The 19,618-nt window shown below is 64.6% G+C and carries 17 protein-coding genes and 1 riboswitch; of the genes, 7 read left to right on the top strand and 10 right to left on the bottom strand.

The features are described 5' to 3' along the window. Nucleotides 1–18 precede the first annotated feature (18 nt). The 4 genes from KVT37_RS12470 to KVT37_RS12455 are packed head-to-tail and all read right to left on the bottom strand — an operon-like array spanning nucleotide 19 to nucleotide 3,085. Nucleotides 19–318, bottom strand: coding sequence for a CcdB family protein (locus KVT37_RS12470; RefSeq protein WP_217573172.1), 300 nt, complete (start codon nucleotides 316–318; stop codon nucleotides 19–21). Continuing rightward, nucleotides 318–560: a type II toxin-antitoxin system CcdA family antitoxin gene (locus tag KVT37_RS12465; protein WP_217573170.1), complete on the bottom strand. Its 243-nt coding sequence runs from the start codon at nucleotides 558–560 to the stop codon at nucleotides 318–320. Before KVT37_RS12465 ends, KVT37_RS12470 begins: the two co-directional genes overlap by 1 nt. 55 nt (nucleotides 561–615) lie before the next feature. After that, nucleotides 616–2,430: an ABC-F family ATP-binding cassette domain-containing protein gene (locus KVT37_RS12460; protein WP_217573168.1), complete on the bottom strand. Its 1,815-nt coding sequence runs from the start codon at nucleotides 2,428–2,430 to the stop codon at nucleotides 616–618. Between the two features lie 10 nt (nucleotides 2,431–2,440). After that, nucleotides 2,441–3,085 (bottom strand): thiamine diphosphokinase, encoded by a 645-nt coding sequence (locus KVT37_RS12455; protein ID WP_217573165.1) that lies wholly within the window; start codon nucleotides 3,083–3,085, stop codon nucleotides 2,441–2,443. A gap of 127 nt (nucleotides 3,086–3,212) precedes the next feature. Next, nucleotides 3,213–3,317: riboswitch (TPP riboswitch) on the top strand. A gap of 43 nt (nucleotides 3,318–3,360) precedes the next feature. Here KVT37_RS12455 and thiB point away from each other — a divergent pair. The 4 genes from thiB to KVT37_RS12435 all read left to right on the top strand — a co-directional run bounded on the left by thiB (nucleotide 3,361) and on the right by KVT37_RS12435 (nucleotide 8,641). After that, nucleotides 3,361–4,371, top strand: coding sequence for a thiamine ABC transporter substrate binding subunit (gene thiB / locus KVT37_RS12450; protein WP_217573163.1), 1,011 nt, complete (start codon nucleotides 3,361–3,363; stop codon nucleotides 4,369–4,371). A 246-nt stretch (nucleotides 4,372–4,617) separates the two neighbouring features. Next, complete coding sequence (gene thiP / locus KVT37_RS12445) at nucleotides 4,618–6,240, top strand: thiamine/thiamine pyrophosphate ABC transporter permease (protein WP_217573161.1); 1,623 nt, start codon at nucleotides 4,618–4,620, stop codon at nucleotides 6,238–6,240. Next, entirely contained in the window at nucleotides 6,237–7,022 is a 786-nt protein-coding gene (thiQ, locus tag KVT37_RS12440) for a thiamine ABC transporter ATP-binding protein (RefSeq protein WP_217573159.1), read from the top strand. Before thiP ends, thiQ begins: the two co-directional genes overlap by 4 nt. Nucleotides 7,023–7,234: 212 nt before the next feature. Next, nucleotides 7,235–8,641 (top strand): M48 family metalloprotease, encoded by a 1,407-nt coding sequence (locus KVT37_RS12435; RefSeq protein WP_217573299.1) that lies wholly within the window; start codon nucleotides 7,235–7,237, stop codon nucleotides 8,639–8,641. Nucleotides 8,642–8,680: 39 nt separating this feature from the next. Here KVT37_RS12435 and KVT37_RS12430 read toward each other — a convergent pair whose 3' ends face one another. Continuing rightward, nucleotides 8,681–9,544, bottom strand: coding sequence for an RNA polymerase factor sigma-32 (locus KVT37_RS12430; RefSeq protein ID WP_217573157.1), 864 nt, complete (start codon nucleotides 9,542–9,544; stop codon nucleotides 8,681–8,683). 306 nt (nucleotides 9,545–9,850) lie between these two features. On the opposite strand from KVT37_RS12430, the gene KVT37_RS12425 reads away from it, so the two are divergent. From KVT37_RS12425 to KVT37_RS12415, 3 genes are all read left to right on the top strand, one after another. Continuing rightward, on the top strand, nucleotides 9,851–10,624 hold the full coding sequence (locus tag KVT37_RS12425) for an amino acid ABC transporter substrate-binding protein (RefSeq protein ID WP_217573155.1): 774 nt from the start codon (nucleotides 9,851–9,853) through the stop codon (nucleotides 10,622–10,624). 116 nt (nucleotides 10,625–10,740) lie between these two features. Next, nucleotides 10,741–11,421 carry an amino acid ABC transporter permease gene (locus tag KVT37_RS12420; protein WP_217573153.1) on the top strand — a complete coding sequence of 227 codons (681 nt, stop codon included), beginning with the start codon at nucleotides 10,741–10,743 and terminating at the stop codon, nucleotides 11,419–11,421. Further along, on the top strand, nucleotides 11,418–12,188 hold the full coding sequence (locus KVT37_RS12415; RefSeq protein ID WP_217573151.1) for an amino acid ABC transporter ATP-binding protein: 771 nt from the start codon (nucleotides 11,418–11,420) through the stop codon (nucleotides 12,186–12,188). Before KVT37_RS12420 ends, KVT37_RS12415 begins: the two co-directional genes overlap by 4 nt. A gap of 43 nt (nucleotides 12,189–12,231) precedes the next feature. Here the strand turns inward: KVT37_RS12415 and KVT37_RS12410 are convergent, their stop codons facing one another. The 5 genes from KVT37_RS12410 to KVT37_RS12390 all read right to left on the bottom strand — a co-directional run bounded on the left by KVT37_RS12410 (nucleotide 12,232) and on the right by KVT37_RS12390 (nucleotide 18,960). Further along, nucleotides 12,232–13,377, bottom strand: a complete 1,146-nt coding sequence (locus KVT37_RS12410) for an FAD-dependent oxidoreductase (RefSeq protein ID WP_217573149.1) — start codon at nucleotides 13,375–13,377, stop codon at nucleotides 12,232–12,234. Nucleotides 13,378–13,609: 232 nt separating this feature from the next. Further along, nucleotides 13,610–14,191, bottom strand: coding sequence for a CarD family transcriptional regulator (locus KVT37_RS12405; RefSeq protein ID WP_217573147.1), 582 nt, complete (start codon nucleotides 14,189–14,191; stop codon nucleotides 13,610–13,612). A 375-nt stretch (nucleotides 14,192–14,566) separates the two neighbouring features. Next, on the bottom strand, nucleotides 14,567–14,905 hold the full coding sequence (gene fdxA / locus KVT37_RS12400; RefSeq protein ID WP_095767304.1) for a ferredoxin FdxA: 339 nt from the start codon (nucleotides 14,903–14,905) through the stop codon (nucleotides 14,567–14,569). Between the two features lie 148 nt (nucleotides 14,906–15,053). Continuing rightward, complete coding sequence (locus KVT37_RS12395; RefSeq protein WP_140833001.1) at nucleotides 15,054–15,440, bottom strand: RNA-binding S4 domain-containing protein; 387 nt, start codon at nucleotides 15,438–15,440, stop codon at nucleotides 15,054–15,056. A gap of 151 nt (nucleotides 15,441–15,591) precedes the next feature. Next, a complete protein-coding gene (locus tag KVT37_RS12390) occupies nucleotides 15,592–18,960 on the bottom strand; it encodes a helicase-related protein (protein ID WP_217573297.1) in 3,369 nt (1,122 codons plus the stop codon). Nucleotides 18,961–19,618: the final 658 nt, after the last annotated feature.

Genomic DNA, 19,618 nt, shown 5'->3' with positions numbered 1-19,618 from the left:
CAGGGACGCCAGCGGGGCTCAAAAGCCCTGAAACAACATATCCAAGGCGGCGACGATATCGTCGTGGTGTCTTGCAAGATTTCCTTCTGCTGCCCGCAGTTCGGAAGCCGTCACAGCCGAAATGAACTGGGTGACCATCACATGGTCTTTGCCATCGATCTTGAAGATCGGGTTCAGCCTTCGAGCCGGCAACGGTGCGAGGCTGGGCGGCAGAAGCGGAACGACGACGTTGGTATCGAGGTGCTCTAGTATATCGGACTGGACATCAAGGAGATAGCCGTCGCTTCCAGCGCTCCGGTAGAAGTCATAGCGGGCCATCAAAACAGCCGGTACTTGGCTAAAGGCAGACCGTTGCGCTTGACGTATTCGTTGGAGCTTTCGAGCGCTTCCTTATTCTCCTCCTGCCACCGACGCGTCTTCTCGGCAGAAATTGCCTTGGCGATGCCTTGCTCGGCAGCACGGGACATATTGATGCCCAACGCCTTGGCCTCCTCGATCAATCGGGAATCAATCGAGGTGTTGACTGATTTGCGTTGTGGTTTTCCAGTTGATTGAAGCATGGCCTACCTCTTCATGCGCATAGAATAAGCGCATATCTGCGTGCAGGCAAGCCCGCTACCCCTCCATCTCCTCGCGCAGCATCTCCAGCTCCAGCCATTCTTCCTCGAGCGCGGCGAGCGTGGTGCGCTCCTTGTCGAGCGCGGCGATGGTCTTCTGGAACGAGACGGGGTCGCGCTCGTAGAAGGCGGGGTCAGCGATGTTGTTCTCCAGCCTGGCGATCGAGGCGGTCACCGCTTCAATCTTCTTCGGAAGCGAGTCCAGCGCAAATTTCTGCTTGAAGGAGAGTTTCTTCGCCGGGCCCTTCGGCGCAGCCTGTTCGGCTTTCGGCGAGGCGTCGACGGTCTCGGCTTTCGACCTCGCCTTGCGGTCCTCCAGCTTCGAGCCGCCGCGCTGCGCCAGCATGTCGGAATAGCCGCCGGCATATTCGATCCAGCGCCCGCCGCCGTCCGGCGCGATCACGCTGGTGACGGTCCGGTCGAGGAAATCGCGGTCGTGGCTGACCAGGATCACCGTTCCGGCAAAGCCCGCGACCAGCTCCTGCAGCAGCTCCAGCGTCTCCATGTCGAGATCGTTGGTCGGCTCGTCGAGCACCAGAAGGTTGGCCGGCCTTGCCAGCACGCGGGCCAGCAGCAAACGCGCCCGTTCGCCGCCGGAAAGCTCGCGCACCGGCGTGCGCGCCTGCTCCGGCTTGAACAGGAAATCCTTCATGTAGGAGACGACATGGCGTTGCTCGCCATTGACGAGCAGGTTTTCGCCGCGGCCGTCGGTCAGGTAATGCGCGAGCGTCTCGGCCGGGTCGACCGCCTCGCGTTTCTGGTCGAGCGTTGCGATCTCCAGATTGACGCCGAGCCGAACGGAGCCTGCGTCCGGCGCCAGCTCGCCGGTCAGCATCTTCAACAATGTCGTCTTGCCGGCGCCGTTCGGGCCGACCAGGCCGACGCGGTCGCCGCGCTGGATGCGGGTCGAAAAACCCTTCACCACGGTCAGCTCGCCAAAGCTCTTGTCGATGCTTTTCGCCTCGATCACCAGCTTGCCGGATTCGGCGGCGTCGCTGGCCACCATGGTGGCGGTGCCTTCGGCGCCGCGATGGCTGCGGAAGCGCTGGCGCATGGTCTGCAATTCGCCGAGGCGGCGCATGTTGCGCTTGCGCCTGGCGGTCACGCCGTAGCGCAGCCAATGCTCCTCGCGCACGATCTGGCGGCCGAGCTTGTGCTGCTCGCGCTCTTCCTCTTCCAGCACCTGGTCGCGCCATTCCTCGAAATGGGCGAAGCCCTTGTCCAGCCGCCGCGTCTGGCCACGGTCGAGCCAGACGGTGGCGCGCGTGACGCGCTCGAGAAAGCGGCGGTCGTGCGAGATCAGGATCACGGCCGAGGAAGTGCGGGCAAGCTCCTCTTCCAGCCATTCGATGACCGAGAGATCGAGATGGTTGGTCGGCTCGTCGAGCAGAAGGATATCGGGTTCCGGCGCCATGACGCGAGCAAGGGCGGCGCGTCGCGCCTCGCCGCCCGACAGATCGTTCGGCCGCTCCTCGCCGGTGAGGCCGAGATGCTCCATCAGATAGGTGGCGCGATGCGGATCGTCGGCCGGGCCGAGGCCGGCCTCGACATAGGCGCGGACATCGGCGAAGCCGTCCATGTCCGGCATCTGCGGCAGATAGCGGACCGTCGCCGAAGGCTGACGGAACACCTCGCCGTCCTGCGGCTCGATCATGCCGGCGGCGATCTTGAGCAGCGTCGACTTGCCGGAGCCATTGCGGCCGACCAGCGCGATCTTCTCACCGGCAGACGCGCTGAGCGCCGCGCCGTCGAGCAGCGGGGTGCCGCCGAAGGTCAGTTTAATGCCGTCGAGATTGAGAAGTGGCGGCGCCATGTCTGGATTGTCAGCTTTCAGGAAGAGGGTAGGGGTGGGCCAGAAGCAGCGCCCGGCCACGCTCCAGCGCGATGCCGAGCCGCCCTTTGACCTCGTTTGATATAGTGAGCGAGGAGCCGAACGCCACCTCGACGCGGTCGAGCGGCCATTTGGCGCCGGTAACCGTCAGGCCGGACAGTTCGGAAAAGCCGAGCACCGAAAACAGCGTGCCGTCATCATAGTCGAAGCTGGCGCTGCCGGGCAGGACCGGAACGCCCTCCTGAGCGCCGCTCGTCAGCAGCACGGTCGTGCCCGTTTCGGTCAGACGCACGGCCAGCGCCAGATGCAGGAAGGCATGGTCGGCGCGCTTGCCGCCGAAGGCGCCGGCCAGCACCAGGCTGGTGGCGCCGCGCTGAAGCGCTTCAGCGATGGCAAGCTCGCCATCGGTCATGTCCTTCTCGGCCGGAAACACCTTGCGCGGCACGGCGGCCAAATCTTTCGGCAGGTTCGCCGGCACCGAATCGAAATCGCCCACCCACAGCTCCGGCATAAGGCCCAGCATGCGGGCATGACCGATGCCGGCATCGGCGGCGATGACGCGCGAGCCTTCGATCTGGCGTTCGAGCCGCGGCGTGCGGACGAGTTCGCCGCCGAGCAGGATGGTGAATGTGCCCATGGCCGTCGCCCTTAGCAGCCCTCCAGGTGAAACGGAAGCCGCGCACGTCGCGTCCCGATCCCGTCCGAACAATAGCTGCCCGGCAAACTTCCGCTTGCGCGCCGCTTCGGCCGGGCCTATCTGTCGAGGCGCTCTAACGGGGTGCCGGACGTGATCCGGCTGAGAGGCGAAAAGCCAACCCGCTGAACCTGATCCGGTTTGTACCGGCGGAGGGATTAGACGTTTCGGACCATCCGGCGCCTCAATTCCTTGTCACTCGAACGAAGGAGGCGCCGATGCGCGCGATATTGTCCAGGCTTATCCTCGCAACCGGTCTTGTTTCGCTGCTGGCGGGCGTCGCACCCGCGGCCGCGAAGGACAAGCTCACCGTCTATACCTATGAAAGCTTCACCGCCGACTGGGGTCCCGGGCCGGCGGTCAAGAAGGAGTTCGAGGCCGAATGCGGCTGCGACCTCGAATTCGTCTCGGTCGCCGACGGCGTGGCGCTGCTCAACCGCGTCAAGCTCGAAGGCGCCGGCACCAAGGCCGATATCGTGCTCGGCCTCGACACCAATCTGACGGCGGACGCCAAGGCGAGCGGCCTGTTCGCGCCGCATGGCACCGTGGCCGATCTGAATGTGCCCGGCGGCTGGAAGGACGATACCTTCGTGCCGTTCGACTACGGCTATTTCGCCGTCGTCTACGATACCGAAAAGCTGAAGACGCCGCCGAAGAGCCTGAAGGATCTGGTCGAAGGCGCCGGCACGGACAAGATCGTCATCCAGGATCCGCGCACCTCGACGCCCGGCCTCGGCCTGCTGCTCTGGGTGAAGTCGGTCTATGGCGACAAGGCGCCGGAGGCCTGGGCCAAGCTCAAGCCGAAGGTCCTGACGGTGACGCCGGGCTGGAGCGAGGCCTATGGCCTGTTCACCAAGGGCGAAGCGCCGATGGTACTGTCCTACACCACTTCGCCGGCCTACCACATGGTGGCCGAGAACACCGAACGCTACCAGGCGGCTTCCTTCGAGGAGGGCGAGTACCTGCAGATCGAGGTTGCCGGCATCACCGCCACCGGCGCCAAGAACCCGTTGGCGCAAAAGTTCATCGCCTTCATGACCGGGCCGAAATTCCAGGACGTAATCCCGGAGACCAACTGGATGTTCCCGGCAGGCAAAACCGACAAGCCGCTCAACCCGGTCTTCGACAAGCTGGTGAAGCCGGCCAAGACCTTGCTGTTCAAGCCGGAGGAGGTCGCCGCCAACCGCAAGGCGTGGGTGGACGAGTGGCTGGCGGTGATGAGCAAATAAGGCTTCAGGATGGCGCTTGAGCACCCCCCTCTGGCTTGCCGGCCATCTCCCCCGCAAGGGGGGAGATCAAGCGCTCGACCACTTTCGCCCATCGCCAACGTTGCAAGAGTGGCTCGGCGATCGAAGCTGCCAATCTCCCCCCTTGCGGGGGAGATGTCCGGCAGGACAGAGGGGGGTGGGCGGGAACTCGACGCGGATAATGCTTCCGCCTTAGCCAAGCCATTCAGTGTGTTTGGCTAGGCAGGAATGGCAACGCCCCATTCCAGCGATCCTCGCATAACCGCCGGCATCCTCGCGCTTGCGGCCATCGCCGTGCTCATCGGCGGCGCCTTCGCCGGTCTCGCCGTCGAGGGCGCGCATGATCTCTCCGGCGCTGCCGCGGCCTTCGACGGTTACCTCTTCCGCGTCGCCCGTTTCACGCTCTGGCAGGCGGCTCTCTCGACGCTCTTGTCCGTCGCGCCGGCGCTTCTGGTGGCGCGCGCCTTGTCGCGGCATCCAAGCTTTCCCGGCCGCCGCCTGATCCTGCAACTGTTCACCGTGCCGCTGGCATTGCCGGCGATCGTGGCGGCGCTCGGCATATTGGCGCTCTACGGCCGGGCCGGTTATTTTGCCGGCGTCTTCGCCGGGCTTGGCGGCGGGGATTGGCCCGGCATCTACGGCTTGTCCGGCATCCTGGTCGCCCATGTCTTCTTCAATCTGCCCTTGGCCACGCGCCTGTTCCTGGAGGCGTTGGGCACCATTCCCACCGACCAGTGGCGGCTGGCGAGCCAGCTTGGCATGGGCGCCCGGCCGGCCTTCCGGCTGCTCGAATGGCCGGTGCTGCGCGCTGCCCTGCCGGGGGTTGCCGGGTTGGTCTTCATGCTCTGCATAACCTCCTTCACCATCGTGCTGACGTTGGGCGGCGGCCCAGCGGCGACGACGCTGGAGGTCGCCATCTACCAGGCGCTGCGCTTCGATTTCGATCCGGCCCGCGCGGTGGTGCTGACGCTGCTGCAGATCGCGCTCACCTTCGTCGTGGTCGTGGCGCTCACGCGGCTCGGCGCCAACACCGTCGGCGATGCCAATCTGCCGGTGGCGCCGCGCCGCTATCTTTCGGCGGGCCCGATGGAGAGCGTTATGAATGCCGGCCTCATCGCGCTTGCCCTGCTGTTCGTTGCCGGGCCGATGATGGCGACGGTGTTTTCCGGCCTGAAGGCCGACCTCGGCCGGTTGGCGGGCGAAGAGGCGGTGCGCCGCGCGACGCTCACCAGCGCTGGTCTCGCCTTCATCGCGGCGCTGCTCAGTGTTGCCTTGTCGCTGGCGCTGATCGCGGCGCGGCGCGCGCTGGCGTTGCGGCGCAGGGCAGGCGGCGTCATGAGCCTGCTCGAACATGCGGCAGACACCGGGGCCGGCTTCGTGCTGGTCGTCCCGCCGATCGTGCTTGGCGCCGGCTGGTTCCTGGCGCTGCGCAACGTCACCGATGTCTTCGCCATCGCGCCGATCATGGTCGTCGCCGTCAACGCGGTGATGGCGATGCCCTTCGCCATCCGGGCCATCCGCCCGGCCTATGATGCGGCGAGCGAACGGCATGAGCGGCTTTGCCTGGCGCTCGGCATATCCGGCTGGAACCGGCTCACCCTGATCGACTGGCCGTCGCTCCGGCGGCCTCTGGCCACCGGCTTTGCCTTCGCCATGGCGCTGTCGCTCGGCGATCTCGGCGTGATCGCGCTGTTCGGCAGTGATTCCGTGCAGACCTTGCCCTATCTGCTTTTGGCGCGCATGGGCAGCTATCGGACGGCCGACGCGGCTGGACTTGCCTTGCTGCTCGGCCTCGTCTGCCTGATGCTGGTGGTCGCCGCCGACCGGTTGGGGCGGGAAGGAAGGTCATGACGACCATCAATGGCACCGCCGCGGAAAAGCGCCTTGCCGTCGCGCTGGATGGTGTCTCGTTCAGCTACGGCGAAGCATCCTTCCGCTTCGATGCCGAATTCGCCGCCGGCAGGATCACCGCGATCATGGGACCGAGCGGCTCCGGCAAGTCGACGCTGCTCAATCTGATAGCCGGCTTCGAATCGCCCGATAAAGGCAAGGTGCTGATCGGCGGGGTCGATGTCGGCAATGCGCCGCCATCGGCGCGCCCGGTGTCGATGGTGTTCCAGGAGAACAACCTGTTTGCCCACCTCCCGGTCGAAGCCAATGTCGGGCTCGGCCGCTCGCCGTCATTGAAGCTCGGCGATGCCGATCGGGCGGCCGTCGTGGAGGCACTGGCGCGGGTCGGCCTGGCGGGTAAGGAAAAACGGCTGCCGCGCGAGCTCTCCGGCGGCGAACGGCAGCGCGTGGCGCTGGCCAGGGTGCTGTTGCGCGACCGGCCCGTATTGCTGCTCGATGAACCTTTCGCGTCGCTCGGCCCGGCGTTGCGCGACGACATGCTCGACCTTGTCGCCGGCATCCATGCCGAGCGCAAGATGACGGTGCTCTTCGTCACGCATCAGCCGGAGGATGCGCGCCGCATCGGCCAGGACGTGGCATTTCTCGATGAAGGCGCGATCGCGGCAATCGGACCGGCCGACGATTTCTTCGATCGATCTGGACCGGATGCGTTCCGGCGCTATATCGGCGATCGAGGCGGCACCGTTGCCGGATCACAACACATTGCCCGGAAGCGGACATAATTTGCGGCCAAACCGGCAACGGGTGATCCGGCGTTTGCTTGCCTTGTCCGGGGGAGTGTGGCTAGGTCCAGCCATGCCGGTCCGGCGGGCCGTGATTTGCCGAAAGATTTCGAAAGGAAGCCGATCTGTCGACCGGCGCTGAGAAAGTGTGGAAGAGGCCGCTTGCACGATTTTTCGCGCTGGCAGGCGTTGCCGTGCTGGCCAGCTGCCAGATGTTCACGCCGCCGGACGTGCAGGAGAATGGCTTCCAGCCTTCCGATAAGCCGATCACCGTCGACAACGTCGTTGCCAATGCCAAGCTTGCCGAAATGGCCAAGGCGCAGCATCCGCGCATCCTGGCCACCTATGGCGGCGAGTATTCCGACCCCAAGCTGGAACGCATGGTGGCAAAGGTCGTCGGCAATCTGACGGTGGTGTCGGCCAATCCGACCCAGACCTATCGCATCACCATCCTCAACTCGCCCAATGTCAACGCCTTCGCGCTGCCGGGCGGCTATCTCTACGTGACGCGCGGCCTGCTGGCGCTGGCCAACGATTCCTCCGAGCTTGCCGCCGTCATCGCGCATGAGATGGGCCACGTCACCGCCAATCACGGACTGCAGCGGCAGCAGCTGGAGGCCGAGGAAGGCCTGGCGACCAAGGTGGTGTCCGACGTGCTCGGCGACAGCCCGACCGCCAAGGCGGCGCTGATCCGCGGCAAGCTCAGGCTGGCGCAGTTCTCGCGCAACCAGGAACTGCAGGCCGACGCCATCGGCATCAAGTCGATCGGCGAGGCGGGCTACGATCCCTATGCCGCCGGCCGGTTCCTGCAGTCGATGTCGGCCTATACGGATTTCCGCTCGGTCAGCGGCGCCACCGATGCCAGCCTCGACTTCCTGGCGACGCACCCCAACACGCCGCAGCGCATCGAACTGGCGCAGCGCCTTGCGCGCAATTTCGGCCCGCCCGGCGTCGGCACGCGCGACCGCGATGCCTTCCTCGCCGGCATTGACGGCCTGCTTTACGGCGACACGCCGGAAGAAGGCTATGTGCGCGGCCAGACCTTCATGCACCCCAATCTCGGCGTCTCGTTCACGGTGCCGGACGGCTTCGTCATCGACAACACGGCTGCCGCCGTCACCGCGACCGGGCCGGGCGACATCGCCATCCGCTTCGACGGCGTGGCGATCGACAAATCCGTTTCGCTCACCGACTACATCCGCAGCGGTTGGGTAGCGGGCCTCGAAGACGCCAGCGTGCGCCAGGACACGATCAACGGCAACGACGCGGCGATGGCGCATGCCACCGCGCAAGGCTGGCAGTTCGACATCGCGGTGATCCGCGCCGGCGGGCAGGTTTACCGGCTGCTGACGGCCGCACCTTCGGCCAGCACGTCGCTCGATCCGGTGGCGCGTTCGGTCAGCGCGTCCTTCCGCGTGCTCACCCCGGCCGAGAAGGCGGCGCTGAAGCCGCTGCACATCCGCGTCGTCACCGTTCAGGCCGGCCAGACCATGGGCTCGCTCGCGGCGCAGATGGTCGGCGTCGACCGCAAGCTCGATCTTTTCCGAGTGCTCAACGCCATGTCGCCGGGCGCCAGCGTGTCGGCGGGCGACAAGGTCAAGATCGTCACGGACAAGTAGCAACACGCCGGCGCGCGTTGCGCGTGGACAGCCTGTGGTTCAGGCCGCTTCGGCGAGAAATTCCGGATTCTGTTTGACCAGCTCGAGCTTCAGCTTTTCCATGGCGCGCGCCTCGATCTGGCGGACGCGCTCCTTGGAGATGCCGAGCTGCTCGCCGAGCGACTCCAGCGTCGCGCCGTCATCGCTCAGCCGGCGTTCCTCGATGATGCGAAGCTCGCGGGCGTTGAGCGCGCCGAGCGCGCTTTTCAGCCAGACCGCCCGGCGCTGGATGTCGATCCGGTCGCCGACGATCTCGTCGGGCAGCGGGTCTTCACAGACGAGGAAATCCATCCGTTCGGCGGCGCCGTTCTCGTCGGCCAAGGGTGCGTTGAGCGAGCTGTCGGGGGAGGACAGGCGCGAATCCATCATCGCCACGTCGGCCTCCGGCACGCCGAGCGCGGCCGAGACCTCGCGGTAGAGCGAGGCATTGGAGAGCGGCTCGGCGCCGTTGGCGAGGCGGGCGCGCAGACGCCTCAGATTGAAGAACAGCGCCTTCTGCGCCGAACTGGTGCCGCCGCGCACGATCGACCAGTTGCGCAGGATGTAGTCCTGCATCGAAGCGCGGATCCACCAGGTGGCGTAGGTCGAAAAGCGCACTTCCCGCGCCGGTTCGAACCGGGCCGCGGCCTCGAGCAGGCCGACGTGACCCTCCTGGATCAGATCGCCGAGCGGCAGGCCGTAATGGCGGAATTTCGAGGCCATGGAGATGACCAGGCGCATATGGGCGACGGTGATCCTGTGCAGGGCGTGCTGGTCGTTCTCTTCCTTCCAGCGCAAGGCAAGGACATGTTCCTCGTCGCGCTCGAGATAGGGAGCCCTCATTGCCGCCCGGACCAGTGTCCGTCCTGCCGCGTCCTCGATCATGCCGGCTCCTTTTGGCGGTGATTGCACAGGTGGCGGTTGAAAAGACGCCGCCGCGCCCTACAACAGCCATGCAACGTGTCAGGCGCATGGATGGTTCCGCCGCCCGAGGGGGCAAGTGTTGCCAGTCGGAATATTTTGTTATCGGCCCCGAAATGCCGCTTGGCGGACTGTCGGGTGATTTTGAGAATCAGATTTCTGGCAGAGCCGATATTTGAAATCTGGTTCCTTATTTCGCGACCTTCTATCTGTCAGTTTCCGGCTCTCACAGTCGCGCCGGGGCACCGGTCAAAACGGGATCACAGAAAAATGAAATGGCTTAAATCGCTCCTTATCGCCGGAACGCTGCAGGTTCTGGCGGTCACCGCCGGCCATGCCGGCGCCAATCTCGACCAGATCAAGCAGGCCGGCGTGCTCAAGGTCGGCACCGAAGGCACTTATGCGCCCTTCACCTACCATGATGAATCCAACGCGCTGGTCGGCTTCGATGTCGAGATCGCCAAGGCCATCGGCGACAAGCTCGGCGTCAAGGTCGAGTTTCTCGAAGGCAAGTGGGACGGCCTGATCGCAGGCCTCGACGCCAACCGCTACGACGCCGTCATCAACGAGGTCGGCATCACCGATGCCCGCAAGGCCAAGTATGATTTCTCCGATCCCTATATCGCCTCCAAGGCGGTGCTGATCGTGCGCGGCGACGACACCGACATCAAGACCTTCGCCGACCTCAAGGGCAAGAAGTCGGCGCAGTCGCTGACCTCGAATTTCGGCAAGCTCGCCGAGAAGAACGGCGCCGAGCTCGTCGGCACCGACGGCTTCGACCAGTCGATCCAGCTGCTGCTCACCGGCCGCGCCGACGCCACGATCAACGACAGCCTGTCCTTCCTCGACTTCAAGAAGCACAAGCCGGATGCCAATGTGAAGATCGCCGCGCAGGAAGAGAATGCCGACTATTCCGGCGTCATCGTGCGCAAGGGCGATCCTGAGCTGGTCGCCGCCATCAACAAGGCGCTGGCCGACATCAAGGCCGACGGCACCTACAAGAAGATCGCCGACAAGTATTTCGGCCAGGACGTTTCGAAGTAAGCCATATCGCCTTTGCCTGAATACCGGCGGGTCGTCTTTGACGGCCCGCCGGTTTTTGCATGATAGTCGTTCCGTACGGGGGAAGTGCCGCCGTATCTGGGAAGGAGAAGCGCCCCGTGCCGCACTGGCTGCAATTGATGCTGGAGTCTTTGCCGACGCTGTTATGGGCGGCGCTGATCTTCACCGTGCCGCTGACGCTGCTGTCCTTCGCGCTCGGCCTCGCCGCCGGGCTGGCGACGGCGCTGATCCGGCTGTTCGGGCCGAAACCGCTGGTGCTCGTGGTGCGCTTCTATGTCTGGATCTTCCGCGGCACGCCGCTTCTGGTCCAGCTCTTCCTGATCTTCTACGGCCTGCCCTCGGTCGGCATCCTGCTCGATGCCTTCCCCGCCGCGCTGATCGGCTTCACGCTCAACATCGGCGCTTACACGTCGGAGATCATCCGCGCCGTCATCGGCTCGGTGCCGAAGGGGCAATGGGAGGCTTCCTATTCGATCGGCATGACCTGGAGCCAGGCGATGCGGCGCACGATCCTGCCGCAAGCGGGCCGCGTGGCGGTGCCGCCGCTTTCCAACACCTTCATCTCGCTGGTCAAGGACACCTCGCTCGCGGCCGCGATCACGGTGCCGGAGATGTTCCAGGCCGCGCAGCGCATCGTCGCCACCACCTATGAGCCGCTGATCCTCTATGTCGAGGCGGCGGCGCTCTATCTCGCGCTGAGCTCTGTGCTGTCGGCGCTGCAGGCGCGGCTGGAGGTGCGGCTCAACCGCTATGGCGGGTTCCTGGAGGCCAACGCATGATCGGCCTCACCAACATCGAAAAGCGCTTCGGCGACAATCTGGTGCTGAAAGGCGTTAGCGTCAGCCTCGACGAGGGCAGCGTGACGGCGCTGGTCGGCCCTTCCGGCGGCGGCAAAAGCACGCTGCTGCGCTGCATCAACCTGCTGGAGATCCCGACCTCCGGCAGTCTGCGGATCGGCGACGAGACGCTCGACTTCCATCCGGGCGGCAAGGTGCCGGCGAAAGATATCCAGCGCATCCGGCTGCAGACCGGCATGGTGTTCCAGAATTTCCAGCTGTTCCCGCACCGCACGGCTATCGAGAATGTCATGGAAGGGCTGGTGACGGTGCTGAAATGGCCCGAGGCAAGGGCGCGCGAACGGGCGCTGGCGCTGCTCGAAAAGGTCGGCATGGCGCATAAGGCCGACGCGTGGCCGGCGACGCTGTCCGGCGGCCAGCAGCAGCGCGTGGCGATCGCGCGGGCGCTGGCGCCTTCGCCGCGCGTGCTGCTTTGCGACGAGCCGACCTCGGCGCTCGACCCGGAGCTGGCGCAGGAAGTGGTCGACGTGCTCGGGCAGTTGGCGCGCGAGGGCACGACCATGGTGATGGCCACGCATGATCTCAGGCTCGCCTCCAAGATCGCGCAGGAGGTCGTGTTCCTCGATGCCGGTTCGATCGTCGAGAAAGGCCCGGCCTCAGTGGTGTTCGACAATCCGGAGCGCGAACGCACGAAGCGCTTCATCGCCTCGCTGCGGCAAGAGGAAAGCGAACAGGCACGCAAAGGCTAGTCCAGAGCATGTTGCGGCGCGTCCTCGTCCGTACCGAGAACGTTCAAGGCGCGAGTTCTGGCCTGACCTCTCCGAGCAGCGCCATGCCGCCCAGCCGGCCCAATTCGTCCGAACATTTGGCGCTCTTGCCGTAGCAGCCGAATGCAACGGCCACACGCTCCGAAAGCGTCCCGATGCAGGGCAGGCCCCTGTCGCCGAAGGTGGTCATGCAAGGCACGACGCGCCGTTCTTCGAAATTGAGGTCGCGAATCCGGTCAAGGATCTGCTGTTGCAGTCCATCGGCGACCTCGTTTGATCCGCCCGATCTGAACCAGTCCTTGATGTCCGTCTCGCTTTCGAGCGGGATGTCGACAGGATCGCCGCCGAGTTTCAGCCAGGATTGGCCGTCCGGATAGGGGATGGGCGGCAGAATGTAGGGATTGTTGCCCTTAGGTCCGATGCAGCGCATCGGCGGCATGCCGGCTAGGTGCTGAAGCTGCGCCGCGCCAAGCCGAAACATGGCCGCGGTTCGCCCATAGACTGTAAAGCCCAATGATCGACCGAGCAGCGATTGAGTATGCCCGCCTGCCGCAACGAGGACGCGCTCGGCTACCACGCTGCCCGATCTTGTCCGAATAGCCACGCCAGTGCCGCTTTCGGAGATCCCCAATGCCGGTTCGTTGACGATCCGGGCTCCGGCGCGCTCGGCCGCGATGTTCTGCGCGCGGACCAAGCGACGAGGACTGATATATCCGGCATTGCGTGGCTCGAAATACCCCCGCATTCCGGCCGTCGATCTCAGAAACGGAAATCGTTGCGCGAGCCCGTCATCCTCATATGCTTCGCAAGGGATTGCGGCTGCGGCGGTGATCGTGCCGACTGCCGCAACGTTCGGGTTCCCAGCAGCTCCAACGTGCAGCACGCCGACTTCACGGTAGAACTCCACGCCGCTTTCAGCCGCAATTTCGTCGTAGCGCGAAATGGCGGCGTTGTTCATTTGCAGCCAGAACGGCTCCGGGTCGAACCTGCGCGTGATGCGACCCTCGTCATAGTGGCTGCCAAAGACACCCTCATGTTGGGAAAAATCGGCCGGCTCATCCGGTCCGATCAATGCAACGTCGTGGCCCATCTTGGACAGATGCCGCGCCGCCGCCGACCCGATCATGCCTCGTCCGATCACCGCAAGTTTGATCGCTTTACGGGCGCTCATGCTTAACTCCTAGACTAGGTCCGCTGACCATGTCGGAAACGCTTCGCGATAAGCGGATAACTACCGGCACCGACCTGGGCGCGTGGGCGTTGCAGCGAACTCGGGTAGTCCTAAGTTGTCGTCGATATGTGTCGTTTTCACAAAAATAGCTGCGCGGTTTTGCGCGACGTGTCGGTTCAACAAAAAACCCGGCGCGAGGCCGGGTTCTTTGTAACTCCAGAAGCGGAAAAGCTCAGGCAGCTTCTTCCTGTTCGGATTCTTCGTTGTCGGCCTTGGCGCCACGCTTCGGGCCCTTGTTGAGGTTGACCTCGATGAGGCGCACCGCTTCGGTCTCCGACATGCGGTTCACGGCGGCGATCTCGCGGGCCATGCGGTCGAGCGCGGCTTCATACAGCTGACGCTCGGAATAGGACTGCTCCGGCTGGTTGTCGGCGCGGTAGAGGTCGCGCACCACTTCCGAGATCGAGATCAGGTCGCCGGAATTGATCTTGGCGTCATATTCCTGGGCGCGGCGCGACCACATGGTGCGCTTGATGCGGGCGCGGCCCTGCACGACCTTCAGCGCGCGGTCGACATAGTCCTCTTCCGACAGCTTGCGCATGCCGATCGAGGTCGCCTTGGCGACCGGAACCTTCAGGCGCATCTTGTCCTTCTGGAAGTCGATGACGAACAGTTCCAGCTTGTGACCTGCAACTTCCTGCTCGTCGATCGCCACGATCTGGCCGACGCCATGCGCCGGGTAGACGATGAACTCGCCGGTCTTGAAACCGTGACGCGCTGCGCCGGACTTCTTCTGCGGGGTGATCGTTGCCATTACGCCCTGAACTCCTTGGTTGTAGCGCCGGCATGGCGGCGCCGGCTGAACTCGTGTGACCGGCGTCAGCCGATCGTTAGCCGCACAACAGGTGAACCCACCGGGGAAAGCCGAGACCAGCAAAGCGCACGAATGCGGCCGCCTGTCCCAGATCGCTCTGGTTCGGGTTTGAGAAACTCACCTTTCAGTGATTTGGGGCGTTAGCGCCATAAATCGACGTTGTGTCACCGGCATGTTTCGCTGATGTAACACAAAAAGTCGGAAGAATCAAGGTTTTGCTGCGTTCGCTAACGCCAAGCGACACCCCTGCCTGTCAAGACAGTAATTGTATCGGCCCCGTTACGTTGCATCACGCCGTCACTATCGGCGCTTACATCAATCGCCTTCGCCGGGCTCCGCCGAGAAATATTTCTCGAATTTCCCGGTCTCGCCGTCGAAGGTCTTGGCGTCGGCCGGCGGCTCTTTCTTGGCGGTGATATTGGGCCATTTCTCGGCGTATTCGGAATTGATCTGCAACCATTTGTCGAGGCCGCCCTCGGTATCCGGCTTGATCGCGTCGGCCGGGCATTCGGGCTCGCAGACGCCGCAGTCGATGCACTCGTCGGGATGGATGACGAGCATGTTCTCGCCTTCGTAGAAACAGTCGACCGGACAGACCTCGATGCAGTCCATGTATTTGCATTTTATGCAATTGTCGGTCACGACATAGGTCATTGCAGGCTCCGGAACGTCCCATTTTGCTGGGCTTTTTGGCTGAGGTAACGCCTTTGCCCGCCGCATGCAAGGGCAGCGTTTGCTGGCCGGGCCGGCGTTGCGGAAAAGGAATTGTCCGGGTTCGCCAGGCCGAGGGGCCGCTTATATCTCAATCGTCGCCGAGCAGCCGATCGGTTTGCCGGCGCTCGCGTTTGGTCGGGCGGCCGCTGCCGGCCTCGCGCAACGCCGGAATGGCGTCCGGAACGGCCTCGCCTTTGGGCGTCGGCGCCGGCGACATGTCCTCATAGAGCAGCCGCGCCTCCTCGGCCGGACCGCGCCGCGTACCGCAGTTCAAGACTTTCCAGACGAGGATGCGGCCTTCCAGCGTGATGGTCAGCACGTCGCCGGGCTTCACCAGATCCGAAGCCTGCGCTGCTTTGTCGCGATTGATGCGGACGCGTCCGGCGACGACGACTTTCGCCGCCAGGGACCGCGACTTAACGGCGCGCGAGAAGAACAGCCATTTGTCGATGCGCTGGCGGCCTTCTCCAACCATCGCGGCTAGCTTTGCTGGAGCTTGATCTTATCCGAAAACCGGTTCCCACTTTTCGCTGACGCGGTCCTTCGGTTCGGGATCATGCTGTCTCTTGGTTGGAGCATGATCTCACCCGAAAACCGGTTCCCACTTTTCGGGATCATGCTCTGGCCTATTTCTTCAGCTGGTCGCGCAGGGCGGCGAGCTTGGCGAAGGGCGAATCCGGATCGAAGCGCTGCGGGCGCTCTTCGCGCGGCTTGCTCTGGAAGGCGGGCTTGCCGCCCGGCGCGTTGCCCTTGCCGTCCTGCCTGTTGCCCTTCCAGTCAGGCCTGCCCTCGCGGCGGCCCCCCTCGTGGCGATCTGGACGCTCACCTTGCGGCCTGCCTTCGCGCCGTTCGCCGCCCTCGCGCCGGTCGCCCGTCTCCGGCCTCGGCTTGTATTTCGAGCGGTCGAAGCGCGGCTTGCCGGCACCGTCGCGCTGCTCGCGGCGGCCTTCATGGGCGGGCTTGTCGCCGGGCTGACCGCTCGCGGCGCCCTCGCGCGCGGGCTGGCCGCCGCGCGGACGATTGTCGCGGCGGTTGTCCTGGCGATGGCGCGGACGCTGATGGTCGAAACGTGCCTGCCGCCACAGGAGGATCGGTTTTGGTTCCTCGGCTTCGGCCGGAGTTTCGGCGGAAGCGGCTTCCGATGCCACGATCTCTGCCGGTGGAGTATCCCCTGCGACCGAGGCTTCCGGCTCGGCGGCGATCTCAGCGGTTTCGCTTGCGGACGGCGCTGCCTCGACAGTTGCCGGCGCATCGGATTGTTCCTCTGCCGGCTCACTTGCCGCCGCGACGTCCTCCTGCGCCGTCTCTTCCGACGCAGGCTCGACGGCCACTTCGGCATCCGGCTCTGGGGCGGCTTCGGCCACAGGCTCGGCCGTCCCGTCTGTGTTTTCGGCCGGCGTCTCCGCGCTGGCATCAGCAGCAGGGGCGGCTTCGGCTGCCGCGGCAGCGCGGGCCGCCTCTTCGGCGGCGAGCTTGGCGGCGGCTGCTTCGCGGGCGGCATTGTCCTGGGCTTCGAGCTTCGCCTTTACCTCGGCGACCGGCTTCGGCTCGGCGCGATAGCCGAGACCTTTGAGGATCTCTTCCATGTCGTCGGCGGTGGCGCCGAGGATCGACATCATCGGCGGCGTCACCATGAAGGCGTGGCCGTCATAGGCGCCATCCGGACGCTGGCCGAGGCCGGGCTTCCAGTTGGTCGCCGGACGGATGAGGTCGGCAAGCCGCTCGAGGATATCGATGCGCACGGCGCGGCGGCCGAGATTGCGATAGCCGGCGAGCTTGTAGAAGGTCTTGTCGAAGGCCGGGTCGATCACCACAGAGGTGCGGCCCGATGCCAGCGCATGCACCACGTCGCCGAAGCCTGGCTTGTCCTTGCCGTCGTTCTTGAGTGCCCACAGCAGGGTCACCAGACCGGCCGGCGCCGGCTTGATCAGCGCCGGCACGAAGACATGGTAGGCGCCGAAGCGTACGCCGAGGCGGCGAAGTGCTGCGCGGCCTTCCTGGTCGAGCGACTTCATTTCCTCGGCGATGTCGCGGCGATTGATCAAGCCGAAATGTTCGACCAGCTGGAAGGCGATGCCGCGCGCAATGCCGGTGAGCTGGTCGGCATTCTTCAGGTCGACCAGCGGCTTCAAAAGCGACTCGATCTGGAAATTGACGAAACGTTCGGCGCGTGCCGCGACCTTGTCGCGAGCCGGGCCGGTCAGCTGCTCGTCGGCGAGCAGGACCAGGCGGGGCTTCAGCGCCTCGTCACCGGAGACCAGCGTGCCGATCGGCGCGCCGATCCAGCGCAACACGCCGTCGGAGCCCAAAGCCAGGTCGCCATTGGCGCAGGCGGCAAAGCGTTCCGCGCGCGCGTCGAACTCGGCCGCGAGCGCCTTTTGGGCAGCGGTGCGCACCGCCTTGGCGTCTTCGCCGCCGGCGCTTTGGTCGGCGGTGAAGCGGAACCCCTGCAATTCGCCGACATGATGGCCTTCGACGAGGACGGTTCCGGTTGGGCTGATTTCGGCTTCAGGCATGGTATTTTCTCTAAGGCGCCGCATGAGGACGGAAGTCCTGCGGTCTACGAAGCGTTTCGTCAACCGCTCATGCAGCGCATCGGACAATCTGTCTTCGATTTCGCGCGTCTTTTCCTGCCAGTGTAGCTGATCGGCCAGCCAGCCAGGCCGGTTGGAGACGAAAGTCCAGGTGCGGATCTGTGCGATGCGGTGCGACAGGGTGTCGATATCGCCTTCCGTCGTGTCGGCGCGCCGCACTTGCTCGGCCATGTAATTCTCATCGACGTGGCCATGCCGCGCAAGGTCCATGTAGATCGAGGCGATGAGGTCAGCGTGCTGGGCCGGCGCGATCTTGCGGTAGTCGGGCAGCGCGCAGGCTTCCCACAGCAGCGCGACGCGCTCCTTGTCGGAGGCCAGAGCGCGGATGTCGCCGTCGCGCGACAGATGCTCCAGCGCCTGTGCGTCCACGGCCGGCAGCGCGCGGGTCAGTCCCTCGACCGGCGCATTGGTCTCGATCGAGCGCTTGAGCGCATCGAGGCTGGAGAAATCGAAATCCGCGGTGCGCCATTGCAGCACCTTCACCGGGTCGAAATCGTGCCCCTCGATCTTGGCGACCAGGTCCTCGTCGAACGGGTCGACCTGGCCGGTGACGCCGAATGTGCCGTCGCGCAGATGCCGGCCGGCACGGCCGGCGATCTGGCCGAGCTCGGCGGCGGTCAGGTTGCGGTATTGATAGCCGTCGAACTTGCGGTTCTGGGCGAAGGCGACATGGTCGAGGTCGAGGTTCAGCCCCATGCCGATGGCATCGGTGGCGACGAGATAGTCGACATCGCCGGACTGGAAGATCTCCACCTGCGCGTTGCGGGTGCGCGGCGAGAGCGCGCCGAGCACGACGGCCGCACCGCCCTGCTGACGGCGGATCAGCTCGGCGATGGCATAGACCTCGTCGGCCGAGAAGGCGACGATCGCCGTGCGCCGCGGCAGCCGGGTGAGCTTCTTCGAGCCGGCATAGGCAAGATGCGACAGCCGCGGCCGCGTCACCACCGACACGCCCTTCAAGAGCTTCTGCAGGATGCCATGCATGGTGGCGGCGCCCAGCAGGAGGGTCTCCTGGCGGCCGCGCAGATGCAGGATGCGGTCGGTGAAGATGTGGCCGCGCTCGAGGTCGCCGGCGAGCTGCACCTCGTCGATGGCGACGAAGGCGGCGTCGGTTTCGCGCGGCATCGCTTCGACGGTGCAGACCGAATATTTCGCGCCGGCAGGCACGATCTTCTCCTCGCCGGTGATCAGCGCCACCTTGTGGGCGCCGACCTTCTCGCAGACGCGGGCATAGACCTCGCGGGCAAGGAGTCTGAGCGGCAGGCCGATGATGCCTGTCTCATGCGCGACCATGCGCTCGATGGCGAGGTGGGTCTTGCCGGTGTTGGTGGGGCCTAGCACGGCCGTCACGTCGCGGCCTGAAAGGATCAGCGGCTGGGAATGTTTCGGCTGGATGTTCATCGGCTCGGAAATAAGGTTTCTGCCGCTTGTAGTCTGAAGCACGGCGGCGCCGCCGCATGTGACAGGCGACACATAGGGACTTCGGGCGCCAAGCGAAAGCGGAATGTTCCTTTGGGGAGCAACGAGCCCTGCCAGTGCCGTGAAAAAATCGACTGTCGTTAACTGCTGGAACGAGTCTGGAACGAATCGGCGACGAATCGCTGACTCTCTCTGATTCAGGTTTTGTTCACGGCTATATGTGGATTTTTTGACGCTGAGTCTCACCACATGCTGAATCGGGAAATTGGCCCGATTCATGCTTTGCCTCCAATGGACCCGAGCCGGCGTTAACCTTTGCCGGTGAACGATCGAGACTCTCCCGTGGGTCGCTCTCAAAGTTATGAAATTGTTGATCTTTCTTAATCGCTTTTAACGAACTCAGTAACGTTTGAGCCGTCCGCCGTTAACTTGTCGGCCAAAGCCAGAACGAATCGGCGACGAATCGGAGATGTCGGAAGTTTCCCGGTTTGTTCACCCCAAGATATGGTGTTATCCACAGCTTGCCCACCGATAACCCACAGCTTGTGAAGCGGGTTGCGCACAGGGCGTGACCCAAGCCGTTAATCTTTGCGTGCCGAATTGAGGCAAGGTGTCGCGCCGGCCTTGGCGGCGGCAAAAA

The organism is Mesorhizobium sp. GbtcB19, assembly GCF_019091085.1.
Lineage (GTDB): Bacteria > Pseudomonadota > Alphaproteobacteria > Rhizobiales > Rhizobiaceae > Mesorhizobium.
This window is presented reverse-complemented; position numbering and strand designations above follow the sequence as displayed.